Raw genomic sequence first — 13469 nt, 5'->3', positions numbered from 1 at the left:
GCCATGACAAAAATGCATAGCTAAGGTGAGATATGTCGCGTCGTTCATTTCCGCTTAATGCCGTAGAGACGTTCATCGTGACCGCGCGTCACCTGAATCTTACCCATGCCGCGAAGGAGCTTTGTCTGACGCAGGGGGCGGTAAGCCGTAAAATCGCCTCGCTGGAAAGCTGGTTCGGCTTCCCGCTGTTCGAGCGCCATGCCCGCGGCCTGCGTCTCTCCTCACAGGGAAGCGCCCTGCTGCCGGAGCTGCAATCTGCCTTTGAGCACCTGCTGAACGTTGCTGAACAGGCGCGAACGCACCAGACCGTAATCCGTCTGAAAGCGCCTACCTGCGCGATGCGCTGGCTGGTGCCGCGTCTGCTACAGGTGGAGCGCGAACAGCCGGAACTCCAGATTGCGCTGACCACCACCACCGATCACAACGTCAATTTCAAAACCGAATCCTGTGACGCGGCGATTGTGTTTGGGACGCACATGAGCGCCGGCGATCTGCTGTTCGAAGAGGCCTTAACCCCGGTGATGAGCCCGCTACGGGCCGGCTCTGCGCTGGAAGCACTCACCTTCCTTCACCCCACGCGGGACAAAACGGACTGGACGCTGTGGCTGGCGAAACAGCCGGGTCCGCCGCCAGCTATGCTCAAAAATCAACACTTCGAAACCATGGATCTCGCCATTACCGCCGCCATTCAGGGGCTGGGCATCGCCATCGCGGATGAAACGCTGGTGGAGGAGGACGTGCGCGCCGGACGGCTGATGCGCCCGTTTGACACAAGCATAAAGACGGGGGCGAGCTACCGGCTGGTATTACGCGACGCACCCGGCCCTGAAAACGGGCTGGATGCGTTTCGCGCCTGTCTGCTCAGTCGAGGCTGACGTGGTGTTTCATCACCCGTTTGAAGAGGCTCATACGCGCACGCATGAAGCGGTTTTCAAGCCGAAAACCTGCATGTTTATTCACACCAATACGTAACAGCACGTCCCGCCCTTTCCGGCAGGCGGGCCAGCGCGTGGGCCCTGCCAGGCTATCGCGTGCCCCCGCATCCCGGGCGAAGCTCACCCAGTAGTCCGCCACCTGAGCGGCGAAGGCCAGATCGCGTTCATTCACATACTGCCGCGAAGGTTCCACCTGTCCAAGGGTATCGAAGACGTAGGGCACTTCGTTGCCGTGCCAGGCGCCGTTGATGTACGTCGCGTGCTCCGCTTCGGCCACATAATCAAACCAGTATCGCCAGCACAGGCCGCCCGCCCGCTGCTGGGCCTGCATTACCACGTATCCCATGGTGGTGAAGGCCATGTCGCGGCATACCTGCCTGCCAAGTTCCTCATCGCCCTTCACGCCAGGATAAAGCAGCTTTATCAGCCCCAGGCCAAAACGCCGCTCGCGGCGGAGCTTCTGGATCTGCCCGGCCAGATCGACCCCGAATACCGACATCACGCTGGCTTCGTCGCTGTTCGACCCAATCATCACCGGTACAGGATGCTGGCGGGCCGCGAAGAAAACGTCGAGCATGGCCTCAGGCAAAACGCAATCCCCCACGATGGGCGCAGGGGCGATATTCAGCGGCGAGGTCAGCGGCCAGAACGCCTCAGGCGGGATCGCGCGAAGCTGTTCCGCGGTAGCATTGTGCAGGCCGAAATGGGCGGCAATCGCTTCGCCTTTATGCATGGCCTGCTCGCGCGGGGTGTCGGGCAGCGTGTACCCGCTTTGCACAATGGCTTTATGGAACAGTCCTCCCGCAAGCGGGGAAGCCATCAGCGACAGCACGCTGCGCGCACCGGCCGACTCGCCAAATACGGTGATCTTCTCAGGATCGCCGCCGAACGCGGCAATGTTATCGCGCACCCATTCCAGGGCCTGAATCTGATCGAGCAGTGCAAAGTTATGCACCACGCGCTCTTCCTCCCCCTCCAGCGCCGGATGGGCAAAAAAGCCGAGGTGGCCGAGACGGTAATTGATCGTCACCACCACCGTGCCACGCTTCGCCAGCGCCCTGCCGTTATACGGAGGCAGCCCGCCAGCGCCGAGGGTAAATCCTCCGCCGTGCAGCCAGACCATCACCGGAAGCGGAGCGGCGCGAGCCACTGGCGACCAGACGTTAAGATACAGGCAGTCTTCAGAGAACTGGCCGGGGTCGCCGCCGCCCAGCTCCTGACAGCTTTCGCTGCTCTGCCAGCTGGAGGCGGAGAACGCCGTCGCCGGACGCACGCCATCCCAGCGTGCAGGGGGACGCGGGGAGCGCCAGCGCCACGGGCCAACAGGGGGTGCTGCATAGGGAATGCCACACCACACATGGGTATCGCCTTCAGTAAAACCAATCAGTGCGCCCTGGCGCGTTTCAACCACAGGGGCAGAGGGATTTTCCATACCAACCTTCTTTTTCCATCACACCCTTGCAGAGTAACGGTTTCAGAGCAAACCGCAACGCTGTTTGCTGCGCGCTTCCGCCTCCTCGTAAAGCGAAAACTCGTCGTACACCGCACAGCCGAGCGCGGCTTCGAAGGCATTGCGGCTGGCATTGCCGTGGCTGCGCGCCTGCGTTTCATTGCCAAGATTCGACTGGAAGATCCCCGCCGCGCTGACGGGCAGAAAATCCTCGTAGGTGATGGGCTGTGCCACAACCCAGCCGCGTTCGATCAGCGGCTGCGGATCGTCGCCGGGACGAAACGCGTGGCGATGCGCCTCACCTGTCGGGGTCAGACGGTAGCGGAAATAAGCCAGCCCCTGACGGCGCAGGAACATTTCACTGTCCGGGAAGGCGCTGAAGATCTCGCGCAGGTGAAGCTGGTGGGTCAGGTTGTCTTTGCCGGTCCCGGCCTGGTTTAACAGGCTGTCGTACAGCTCGCGCCCTTTCGGCGTAAGCGCCACGCCGCGCTGCTCAATCTCACCGAAACGCGCGGTATGGGTGCCCTTGTGTTCCCCCGCGAACAGCACCGGCTCCTCCAGCGCCTTAAAGCTGGTCTGACGCAGGAGGATCGGCACCTCGCGGCGCGGCGGGCCTTCAATCAGGATTTTCGGCTCGATGCCGTACTTCGGCATTAGCTCCTGCACCCGGTCGATATCCAGCGTACGCGGCGTGAGATGGTTGATGTGGCACCCCGGGAAACAGACCACGTCGGCAATCAGGCGATGTTCGTTGCTCAGCGCCAGATAGGTTTCCTGATCGACCGTCGCATGACGATGCCAGCGGAAGGTTTCTAAGGCTTCCTGCACAAATTCGCGCGCCTGTGCCTCGGTAAAGTGTCCCTGCGCATCATGCAGGTCGATCAGTTCCAGACAGCGCGGCGTAAAGATGTTGCGCCGGGAGAGGATCTCCGCCGCCCTTTCGCGCAGCGCAACGTTTTCAATCAGCTCCAGGCGCAGCAGCGAGGTAAAAATGCGAAACGGATTACGGCAGAGCGCCGCATCGTCTGTCGGACGAAACGCCGTCGAGTGGACGGGCACGCCCGCCTGGGAGAGATCGTAGTAGCTGACCGGGTACATGCCCATAATGGCGAAGATCCGGCGCAGGGTGGAAAGCTCCTGCGCGGTGCCAACGCGGATCGCACCGTGACGTTCAACATTCAGGCGCGCCAGTTCGTCTGCGTTCGCCAGTTGTTCATGTAAAAGTGGGTTATTTTCCAGAACCGCCAGGTTAACGTCCGCCACCAGTTCCAGCAAGGTGCCGTACTGCGGAACTTCCTGCTGGTACATCGCCGACATAGCCTGCGAAAAGTGTTCCCGAATATCATCAGCCGTGATGGTGTTCGCCATGATGTCATGCCTCCAGTGAATACTACCTGGAGTGTAGAGAAGCCCGTTCCTTTCGTTGGGAAGAATTTACGAATTGTGATCCAGGCAGACGAGTGGTCAAAGCGTGGACATTTTCGAAAAACGGTTGTAACTCAAACAGATCAAATGTTAAAAATATTTTGCTATCAGGTTATCAAATTCAAACATCTTAACTTGTCACCCGCGTCGCTCTGTTTTTAACATCGCCTATGGAAAAAAATGGTCTGTTCAGTCAGCGCATACGCTTGCGCCATTTGCATACATTTGTGGCCGTCGCTCAACAGGGAACGCTGGGGCGAGCGGCTGAAACCCTTAACCTCAGTCAGCCTGCACTCTCCAAAACGCTGAACGAACTGGAACAGCTTACCGGAACCCGCCTGTTCGATCGCGGCCGTCTGGGGGCTCAGCTTACACTCGTGGGCGAACAGTTCCTGACGCATGCCGTTAAAGTTCTCGATGCCCTCAATACCGCCGGTCAGGCGTTAAACCGTAAAGAGGAGCCGGCCAGCGACATCGTGCGCGTGGGCGCGCTGCCAACGGCGGCGCTGGGCATACTGCCTGCGGCGATCGGCCAGTTCCACCGTCAGCAAAAGCACGCCACGCTTCAGGTCGCGACCATGAATAACACCATGCTGCTGGCGGGCCTGAAGTCAGGCGAGCTGGATCTGGGCATTGGGCGGATGTCCGATCCGGAACTGATGAGCGGCCTGAACTACGAGCTGCTGTTCCTGGAATCGCTGAAGCTGGTCGTGCGTCCGAATCATCCTCTGTTGCAGGACACCGTGACCCTGAGCCGTGTGATGGAGTGGCCGGTGGTGGTCTCACCAAAAGGAACCGTTCCGCGTCAGAATGCGGAAGCGTTGCTGCAAATGCAGGGCTGCACGCTGCCTTCCGGGTGTATTGAAACGCTCTCGGCGTCGCTGTCGCGCCAGCTTACGGTGGATTATGACTACGTATGGTTTGTGCCGTCCGGCGCGGTGAAGGACGATCTGCGACGCGGCGTGCTTACGGCGCTGCCGGTAACATCGCCCGGCGCGGGAGAACCGATTGGGATCCTGACGCGGGTAGATGCCCCGCTCTCTGAAGGTGCCCAAACGCTGTTAAGCGCCATTCGTAAATCAATGCCTCTCTGACCATAAACGCAGAACCCGCCGCGAGGGCGGGTCTGTCTTACTCAGAACGTTTCCCAGTTATCACCTGAGACGACCGCCGCCGGGGTTAAAGGCGCGGGTTTCGCTGCGTTTGCAGCGGCTGTAGTCCGTCCTGCGTGCGCCCCGTTGAGACGAAACGCGCCAACGGCTTCCGTCAGACGTGCGCCCTGCTCCTCCAGCGAAGCCGCTGCCGCAGAAGCTTCTTCCACCAGCGAGGCATTCTGCTGCGTCACCTTATCCATCTCGGAAATCGCCTGGCTCACCTGAACGATGCCGCGGCTCTGCTCATCGGACGCCGCTGCAATCTCCAGCATGATATCGGTGACGCGTTTAACCGCCTCGACGATTTCATTCATGGTATTGCCCGCTGCAACCACCTCCCCGGAACCCTGATCGATAAGCGATACCGATTCATTAATCAGGCTTTCAATCTCTTTCGCCGCGTTTGCGCTGCGGCTTGCCAGGGTGCGAACTTCACTCGCCACGACCGCAAAGCCACGTCCCTGTTCACCCGCACGCGCCGCCTCGACCGCCGCGTTGAGCGCCAGAATATTGGTCTGGAACGCGATGCTGTTAATCACGGCGGTAATTTCAGAGATCTTCTTCGAGCTGGTGGAAATATTACCCATGGTTTTCACCACGCCGGAGACCATCTGCCCCCCGCGGCTGGCCTTCCCGGAGGCATCTTCTGCCAGTTTACTTGCATGATGCGCGTTATCGGCGTTCTGTTTCACCGTCGCGGTGAGCTGCTCCATGCTGGCCGCCGTCTGTTCAATCGCCGCCGCCTGCTGCTCAGTACGGGAAGAGAGATCGGTGTTACCCGCGGAGATCTCGCTGGTTCCCCGGTAGATCTCCTCCGCCCCTTGCCGCACGGTGCCTACGGTGGTCACCAGCGCGTGCTGCATCGTTTGCAGATCGCGCGTAAGGCGGCCAATTTCACTGCGCCCGGTCGGTTCGTCCGGCATGGTCAAATCGCCTTTCGCGATATTTTCGATACGCGTAGCGGCTCGCTGGAGCGGGTTTATCACCGTACGGCGCAGCACCACAAAAGTGATCACCGCCAGCGCCAGCGCCAGGCCAAACGCGCCGAACATAAACATCAGCCCCAGCCGGGTGCGGGTGTGAGCCTGCGCCGTCAGCGCGTTGGCGCGTTCGGTGCGGATTTTTATCGCCTTCAGCAGCACCGCGTTATAGGCATCGTCCAGCGGACGCGCGGTCTCATTTTCGTGGTTAATAATGGCTTCAAACATGCCGTTTTTGGCATATTTCAGCATCGGCTGCATACCGGCGATGTAGGCGTCATAGCGGGCTTTCAGATCGCCGTCCAGCGCTTCATCAGCCGGTGTGCGAATAGTGCGCTTCATATAGGCGGCAAATCCATCCTGCGACTGCCTGATGCGGGTCTCAGCCTCAGCGATGTTTTGTTTCATCGCCTCCATCTCCGCGATACGGCTCGCCGCCCCCGCGTGGATCATGTTGATACGGGCGGTGCGTAAATGGTTGGAACTGTTTGACAGCCCGGTGCGCACCTGGATTTCTGCCGTAACATCCTGCTGATCGTTATCGGCCTGGAGCAGGAAATAGCCTGCCAGACCCGAACTCAATGCAAACAGGAGAATAATGCCACCGAGAATGGAGGAAAACAGCGGAACCAGCCGGATGTGATGCAAGAAACTCAGCTTATGCTGCGCCTGCATCGATGTTGTGTTGTCCATGACCGTCGACTCTCTTATAGGTAAGATGCGTAAAAACACGCCTGTAAAAGAGTCATCGGCACGGCGTAGAATTAGATTACGGTTAAAAGCGCCAGACAGGTCACACTTTAGAAAAGATCAGGGAAGAAATGCCAGCGGAAAAAACCGCTGGCAGAATAATCAGTTGTCGCCGAAATGGATAACGGTACGAATAGATTTTCCTTCGTGCATCAGATCGAAGGCTTCGTTGATCTGCTCCAGCGGCAGGCGGTGCGTAATGAACGGGTCGAGCTGAATTTTACCGACCATCGCATCTTCAACCATGCCCGGCAGCTGGGTACGGCCTTTCACGCCGCCAAATGCCGACCCGCGCCATACGCGCCCTGTCACCAGCTGGAAGGGACGGGTTTTGATCTCCTGACCCGCGCCGGCCACACCGATAATGATGCTCTCGCCCCAGCCTTTGTGGCAGCACTCAAGCGCTGAGCGCATCACATCGACGTTGCCGATACATTCGAAGCTGAAGTCCACGCCGCCGTCGGTCAGCTCAACGATCACCTCCTGAACCGGTTTGTCGTAGTCTTTCGGGTTGATGAAATCGGTCGCGCCCATCTCACCTGCGAGCTTAAATTTTTCCGGGTTGGTATCCACAGCAATGATGCGGCCAGCTTTCGCCTGTACCGCGCCCTGGATGACTGCCAGACCGATCCCGCCGAGGCCGAACACCGCCACGGTGTCACCCTCTTTCACTTTCGCCGTGTTATGCACCGCGCCGATACCGGTGGTGACACCGCAGCCGAGCAGACAGACTTTATCCAGCGGGGCCTGCGGATTCACTTTCGCCAGTGAGATCTCGGCGCACACCGTGTATTCGCTGAAGGTGCTGGTCCCCATGTAGTGATAAATGGGCTCGCCGTTATAGGAGAAACGGGTGGTGCCGTCCGGCATAAGACCTTTACCCTGCGTGGCGCGCACGGCCTGGCAGAGGTTAGTTTTGCCGGATTTGCAGAACTTACACTCGCCGCACTCTGCGGTGTAGAGCGGGATCACATGGTCGCCGGGCTTCAGGCTGGTGACGCCTTCACCCACTTCCACCACCACACCGCCCCCTTCGTGGCCGAGCACCGCCGGGAATACGCCTTCCGGATCGTCACCGGACAGGGTAAACGCATCGGTATGGCAAACGCCGGTGTGGGTAATTTTGATCAGCACTTCGCCTTTCTTCGGCGGAGCAACATCAATTTCAACGATTTTCAGCGGCTGGCCTGGGCCGAACGCGACAGCTGCGCGAGATTTCATGATGTCTTTCCCTTGTTGTGAGGTGTGTGGATTTATTTTAGATAAGAGCGCAGTAAATGGCCGACTTCCGCCATCCGCACAGCCCGCTGATCCGGGGTGGTCTCCCCCGTCACCAGCTCATCTTTGAGGTGAATTTCAACCATTTCCCCCATCAGGCCATTGGCAGCGCCGCGCACGGCGGCGATTTGCTGCAAAATGGCGAGACAGGGATCGCCCGATTCCAGGGCGCGTTCAAGGGCATCAACCTGGCCCCGAATGCGGCGGACGCGGGTCAGAATACGTTTTTTATCTTCGGGTGAATGCGGCATACGCCCTCCTGATACTATAGGGGGGTATTGTATCTGTTAATACGATTTTATGTAAACACGAAGTTTATTGTGGGTTTTAAGTAGAACCGTAGGTAATGTGAAAAATCAGCGAGTTAATATTAGTGACTCGCTGATATATCAGAAGTGGGCAATCAGGTGCGTCAGGAGCGAAAAGTAGGTATTGCTATAAAAAGCAGAATTTTTAGAATTCATGCTTCATAACATTTTTTCCACGTTGTCTAACCAGTCGGGAAGATGTTCTCTGTACCAGTTGAGATACAAGGGAAATGCACTCTTTTGCCGCATATGAAGCAGGACAATCACTTCCGTGACAATCCAGGCTTTGACAATAGCAATTTCTCTGGCCAGCTCCCTGATATTTTGATGGGAGGATAGCTGGCAATAGCGTCCTGCAAGGTCTATAAATTCTTGTTTTGTCCCCATTCCCCTTATGAGGGGAGTGTAGTGGCACAGTAAATTTGGCCACCTGATTAAAGGTGATATTCTCACCTCAACACAAAACAGGTGACTTAATGAACAAGAAAACTAAGCGTACTTTCACCCCCGAGTTCAGGCTGGAATGTGCACAGCTGATTGTTGATAAGGGCTACTCCTATCGACAAGCCAGTGAAGCGATGAATGTCGGTTCTACCACGCTTGAGAGCTGGGTACGCCAGCTCAGGCGAGAGCGCCAGGGGATTACGCCCTCTGCCACACCTATTACTCCAGACCAGCAACGTATCCGCGAGCTGGAAAAGCAGGTTCGTCGCCTGGAGGAACAGAATACGATATTAAAAAAGGCTACCGCGCTCTTGATGTCCGACTCACTGAACGGTTCACGATAGTTGCCAGACTAAGTGACAGCCACACGGTCGTCAGCCTGTGTTCCGCGCTGGGAATACACCGCAGCAGTTACCGATACTGGCGAAAACAACGCGATACGGTTAATCCGGCGCGAGTCAGGCTGTGCAGCGAAATACGCCGGGCGTGGAATCAGAGCCGGGGCTCAGCAGGGGCGCGCACTCTGGCTGACATGCTGACCCAAAACGGCGTCCCGATGAGCCGTTACCGTGCAGGGCGTCTGATGAAATATCTGAACCTGAGCAGTTGCCAGCCTGGAAAACATCAGTACAAAAATGCCCGTCAGGAGCATACCTGCCTGCCGAATCTGCTTGAGCGCCAGTTCGCTGTGCCCGAGCCAGATCGGGTATGGTGCGGAGATATTACGTATATCTGGGCAGGAAATCGCTGGTGCTATCTGGCGATCGTTATGGATCTTTTTGCCCGCAGGGTTATCGGCTGGAGTCTGTCAGCGAATGCCGATACCGCACTGATAAGCAACGCTCTGCGGATGGCTTATGAGACGCGTGGTCAACCGCATGATGTCATGTTCCATAGCGACCAGGGAAGTCAGTATACAGGCCTGAAATATCAACAACGTCTCTGGCGTTGCAGAATAAAACAAAGTGTCAGTCGGCGGGGAAACTGCTGGGATAATAGTCCCATGGAACGCTTCTTCCGCAGTCTGAAAACAGAATGGGTGCCAGTGAATGGTTACGCAGGTAAGGACGAGGCCCGGCAGCAAATTAGTGGCTATATATTGAACTACTACAACAGCGTCAGACCTCACCATTATAACGGTGGGTTGACGCCGGAAGAGTCTGAGAACAGGTACCATTTTTACTGTAAAACCGTGGCCAATATTACTTGACCACTACAGAGCCAGGTCAATAGCAGGACTCCCTTTGCCAAACCTTTCCCAGTCAAAAAGAACTAAATTACCGCTTTCTCTTCTTCCCCAGTTGCCTGCATTGCTGTCGCCTGAAACCAGGCTTTGGCAGGCGAATAACGCATTACTATTCTGCTGAAATCGTCGAAGCTGCCGGGCATTTTTTTCAGGTAATGCCAAAAGCATGAGAGCGTTTTCAAGCGCTGTTTCTGTCCACGTATGCGTATGATAGAGCCATTCAGAATTTGCAGGATAGCGATGCAGGCGCCCCAGCATAGCTATGGCATAATCGTTTGCCACAGCGGTCTGATCAACCTTATAAGGAATATACTCCAGTCTTAACTTGCGTAAGGTGGCATCAGCAGACAAAAGCGTTGGCGTAGCAATCCCTGCCTGATTAAGCTCTGTTGCCGCGTAGAGATAAAAGGCCCACTCAACATCGCTGACAGGCCACTTTTCTATAACTATCTGATTGCAATCACTGGTATTCAGCACCACTTTGGCAGTGCCCATTTTGGATAAATCCATTGCAGCCATGCACTGTCCCTTAAAAATTAACGTGTTGGTTGTTCTTGTTATTGAGTGTAATGCAAGTGTGCTACAGATGAAGTCATACATCATCATTCTTTCTTAAAAATCCTACTTTAAAAGACTTGTGCAATCACACTAACCCCCACTAAAGAACGTAGGTATCATAAGAATACGAAAAAGAATAGACTAATGCTGTTGGATATATTTATCTTTGATAACATTTAGCCTGTAGTAAACAAAATAAGTCGGGTGCAGCATGTTCGGACAGAAAACATTGCTGAAATTGGTCCTGATCCGGTTTATCCAAAAGAATTTTTATACACTCTGATAAATATTACTATCACAATTGGGTTTTACATATTGAATTCGGATCACAACGCTTCATCATTAAGGAATGACTAAGTATGAAAAGAATTGTTCTCGCCTCTTTGGTTTTATCTTTTTCGTTATCAGCTATCGCTAATCAATTAAGCATTGATGACCAAATTAATAATGCTTGTGCTAAGGCCTTAAGCGGTGATAAAGAACCTTTGGGTAACTTCCCACCAGATAGTTTTGCTGCAACAGTCAGTCCGAAAGTTAAAGAAGCTTACAACGAAGTTTTAAAATCTCGTTCTTCTATTGTAAACGACCTGAGTTTACAGAATGCAACCAGTTGCGCCAACCTGGTTAGAGATAAACTGAAATCAAAAGGTGAGTACAAAGAAGAAAAATAATTCCCAGGGTGGAGAAACAGCATTTTTGTGGAACTGAACGCTTTCTCAATCAGAGTATGTTCTTAAGAAAACATCGACAAGATAGTTCCGCAGCTGTGTTTTCCACCTCTCGCTGGTCCCTCAATACCCTGACATCCCGTTGCCTGATGGCACCCTCCGCAATGACATCGCCCCGCCTAAACAGCACAGACGTTGTTGACGATATTTACGCTTTCGTCTCGTCGTGACCAACCCTATTTAGCTCGAAATGTTAAAAATCCGCACCTATATGGCACAATGTGGACAGAAATAACATTCTCGTCACCTAACATACTCGCTACAAACAAAATGGTGGTGTTAATGATTGTACTAAAGAGCTTTTTATTCTTCGTTGGCGCAGCGGCCGCTTGCGCACTTGTTGTACTTTGTCTTTGGGTAGATATGCGGTTTGTCGGCCATGATATTCCGGAATTATCACTGACCGAAATTATGCAGGAAACGGTATTAGCGAGTATTGTCTTTCTCCATTTTCGTCTGGCGAAAATGTACGAATCCATGCGTTACTGTAATATTCTGGTGGGCGGATTTTTCCTGACAATGCTAATTCGTGAGCTGGACGCGCTTTTTGATCTCATTTCTCATGGGAGTTGGGTGTGGTTCGCGCTGATTACCGCTGTGCTGGCGTTAATTCGCCCCGTTATGCATTTTCGTGCTACCCTGGAACAGCTGGCAAAATATACCCAATCCCCCTGGTACGGTATTCTGTTGAGCGGCCTGCTGGCTGTACTGGTCTTCTCCCGCCTCTTTGGAATGCAGGTGCTGTGGCACGCCATCCTGGAGCATGGCTATATGCGTGTCGTGAAAAACGCCGTGGAGGAAGGTTCGGAATCGTTCGGTTATATGCTGTGCCTGGCCGCATCCCTTGGTTATTACGTTACCTTTCCCGCTCACGCACGACAAAAATAATCTCTTCGCACTGCGTAGAGAGACGGCGAGGGAAATAGTGATCAACAACATCCTAAGGACGTTAGGGTTGTCATGTAAGAAAGACATATCCTAAAAAGGGGCAATCAGGCGTCGATTTCAGCGAATTCTCGCTCACGCCTGAAATCAGCGTCTATCCTTAGACTATCAACAAAAGGAGGCTGGAATGTCTGATTTCGACACTGATAAAAATGCACAATACGCTGGCGATAAAGCCAAAAACAAACTTGATGAATTATCCGGCTCTGCGCAGCAGCAGTTTGGTGAATTCGTTGACTCCCCTAAACACCAGGTGAAAGGTGCAGCGAAAAAATATGCTGCCCAGGCCAGTGATGCCGTCTCGGATGTTACTGAAGCCGTCAGAAATAACCCGTTAACGGGCTTAATCGCTGCGGGTGCGGTAGGTATCGTTCTGGGACTTCTGTTGGGACGTAAATAATTTCAGGCCCTCCGGGGCCTTTTCTTTTCCCCCTCTTTCCTTCTCTTCCCCCCCCTAATCTTGATAGTTCTCCTGATAAAAGCTCAATCCATACGAAAAAGTTGTACAATTTTGATGTACAGATTTGACCATATAGTATAAATTCGATGCCAGTGATGTTACAAAATTGTTTGTTAACGGTGGAAAATTATGCGTCGCAACCATGCTCCCTCTACAGCAGAAAGCGCTATAACCTTGTATTTTAACAAGGATAACGTCCCAACACAGCAGGAAACCCTTGGTGCCATCGTCAGTGAGATCATCAAAGAAAATGTACAACTGAGCAGAATGACAATTTGTACAAAGCTGTTGCGCAGAATTGAAGAATCCACGTCTGACGTTGAGAAAGCGCACTACAACGGTTTGATAGCCCTCTTCTTCGAGCGTTAACCTGAACACTGTTTTTTAACTTACTAAGTTAGTCATGCTGAGTGAGAATAGAGCTTCTGAATGCGATGACTAACCCCATGCTACAGCCTGCCGCGTGTAGCAGAGTGAGATTGAAGGTATGCATAGAACTAAATTTGAACGACTTAAGGATGACCTTATCGGTGAGGCCGTATTATCCATACTGAAAGAGAACGGACCTATTACCTTTGTGTCTCTTGCTAATCGCCTGCGTGCGATGGCTAACGTTGAATCAAATGATGAACGTAAAAATGCATTGATTGCCGCTGAAGATGAAGTGCGCCAGCGTGTAACCGGCGTCTCGCACGACCGGGGAAGAGTGATGGGCAATTATGACATGGGTCGCATGCGATCTCTCTTTACTCACAACACGCTTTTGACCCCAGACAAGAAACACTAATTTTAACCGAAACGGTGACCA

Annotated in this window: 13 protein-coding genes and 2 pseudogenes; 8 read left to right on the top strand and 7 right to left on the bottom strand. The window is 54.1% G+C overall.

All coding sequences use genetic code 11. The annotated features are described in order from the left end of the window. Nucleotides 1-32 precede the first annotated feature (32 nt). Nucleotides 33-875: a LysR family transcriptional regulator gene (locus L384_RS05395; protein ID WP_022651173.1), complete on the top strand. Its 843-nt coding sequence runs from the start codon at nucleotides 33-35 to the stop codon at nucleotides 873-875. Here L384_RS05395 and L384_RS05400 read toward each other — a convergent pair. Together L384_RS05400 and L384_RS05405 are read right to left on the bottom strand one after the other, a co-directional pair. Beyond that, nucleotides 862-2367 (bottom strand): carboxylesterase/lipase family protein, encoded by a 1506-nt coding sequence (locus tag L384_RS05400; RefSeq protein WP_023324629.1) that lies wholly within the window; start codon nucleotides 2365-2367, stop codon nucleotides 862-864. The genes L384_RS05395 and L384_RS05400 overlap by 14 nt on opposite strands. A gap of 42 nt (nucleotides 2368-2409) precedes the next feature. Next, nucleotides 2410-3753 (bottom strand): 2-oxoadipate dioxygenase/decarboxylase HglS, encoded by a 1344-nt coding sequence (locus L384_RS05405; protein WP_003857245.1) that lies wholly within the window; start codon nucleotides 3751-3753, stop codon nucleotides 2410-2412. A gap of 227 nt (nucleotides 3754-3980) precedes the next feature. On the opposite strand from L384_RS05405, the gene L384_RS05410 reads away from it, so the two are divergent. Beyond that, complete coding sequence (locus L384_RS05410; RefSeq protein ID WP_003857247.1) at nucleotides 3981-4904, top strand: LysR substrate-binding domain-containing protein; 924 nt, start codon at nucleotides 3981-3983, stop codon at nucleotides 4902-4904. Nucleotides 4905-4945: 41 nt separating this feature from the next. Here L384_RS05410 and L384_RS05415 read toward each other — a convergent pair whose 3' ends face one another. The 4 genes and pseudogenes from L384_RS05415 to L384_RS22800 form a co-directional block, all read right to left on the bottom strand. Next, nucleotides 4946-6637 carry a methyl-accepting chemotaxis protein gene (locus tag L384_RS05415; RefSeq protein ID WP_023324628.1) on the bottom strand — a complete coding sequence of 564 codons (1692 nt, stop codon included), beginning with the start codon at nucleotides 6635-6637 and terminating at the stop codon, nucleotides 4946-4948. A 159-nt stretch (nucleotides 6638-6796) separates the two neighbouring features. Beyond that, on the bottom strand, nucleotides 6797-7915 hold the full coding sequence (locus tag L384_RS05420; RefSeq protein ID WP_003857251.1) for an S-(hydroxymethyl)glutathione dehydrogenase/class III alcohol dehydrogenase: 1119 nt from the start codon (nucleotides 7913-7915) through the stop codon (nucleotides 6797-6799). A 32-nt stretch (nucleotides 7916-7947) separates the two neighbouring features. Next, nucleotides 7948-8223, bottom strand: a complete 276-nt coding sequence (locus tag L384_RS05425) for a metal/formaldehyde-sensitive transcriptional repressor (RefSeq protein WP_003857256.1) — start codon at nucleotides 8221-8223, stop codon at nucleotides 7948-7950. A gap of 216 nt (nucleotides 8224-8439) precedes the next feature. Next, a pseudogene (locus L384_RS22800) lies at nucleotides 8440-8682 on the bottom strand (aminoglycoside phosphotransferase); the annotation flags it as partial. A 38-nt stretch (nucleotides 8683-8720) separates the two neighbouring features. On the opposite strand from L384_RS22800, the gene L384_RS0121245 reads away from it, so the two are divergent. Continuing rightward, nucleotides 8721-9934, top strand: a protein-coding gene (locus L384_RS0121245) for an IS3 family transposase (RefSeq protein WP_155857818.1) whose coding sequence is annotated in 2 segments (ribosomal slippage) — nucleotides 8721-9015 and nucleotides 9015-9934 — 1215 coding nt in all. Because the reading frame shifts where the segments join, the coding sequence is not laid out codon by codon here. A 9-nt stretch (nucleotides 9935-9943) separates the two neighbouring features. On the opposite strand, the pseudogene L384_RS05435 reads toward L384_RS0121245, so the two are convergent. Next, nucleotides 9944-10489 (bottom strand): annotated as a pseudogene (locus tag L384_RS05435) (phosphotransferase family protein); the annotation flags it as partial. A 398-nt stretch (nucleotides 10490-10887) separates the two neighbouring features. Between L384_RS05435 and L384_RS05440 the strand changes: the two are divergent. The 5 genes from L384_RS05440 to L384_RS05460 all read left to right on the top strand — a co-directional run bounded on the left by L384_RS05440 (nucleotide 10888) and on the right by L384_RS05460 (nucleotide 13448). Next, complete coding sequence (locus L384_RS05440; protein ID WP_003857260.1) at nucleotides 10888-11199, top strand: hypothetical protein; 312 nt, start codon at nucleotides 10888-10890, stop codon at nucleotides 11197-11199. A 339-nt stretch (nucleotides 11200-11538) separates the two neighbouring features. Beyond that, complete coding sequence (locus L384_RS05445; RefSeq protein WP_023324625.1) at nucleotides 11539-12144, top strand: hypothetical protein; 606 nt, start codon at nucleotides 11539-11541, stop codon at nucleotides 12142-12144. A 184-nt stretch (nucleotides 12145-12328) separates the two neighbouring features. Beyond that, the gene (locus tag L384_RS05450) at nucleotides 12329-12601 is read left to right on the top strand and encodes an ElaB/YgaM/YqjD family protein (protein ID WP_003857263.1); all 273 of its coding nucleotides are present in this window, start codon (nucleotides 12329-12331) and stop codon (nucleotides 12599-12601) included. Nucleotides 12602-12790: 189 nt separating this feature from the next. Next, entirely contained in the window at nucleotides 12791-13030 is a 240-nt protein-coding gene (gene ycgZ, locus L384_RS05455; protein WP_003857265.1) for a regulatory protein YcgZ, read from the top strand. A 118-nt stretch (nucleotides 13031-13148) separates the two neighbouring features. Further along, complete coding sequence (locus L384_RS05460; protein ID WP_003857266.1) at nucleotides 13149-13448, top strand: hypothetical protein; 300 nt, start codon at nucleotides 13149-13151, stop codon at nucleotides 13446-13448. Nucleotides 13449-13469: the final 21 nt, after the last annotated feature.

Source organism: Enterobacter sp. MGH 38, assembly GCF_000492855.1.
Taxonomy (GTDB): domain Bacteria; phylum Pseudomonadota; class Gammaproteobacteria; order Enterobacterales; family Enterobacteriaceae; genus Enterobacter; species Enterobacter hormaechei_C.
Note: the sequence above shows the minus strand (reverse complement) of the source record. Positions and strands in the feature narration are given on the sequence as shown.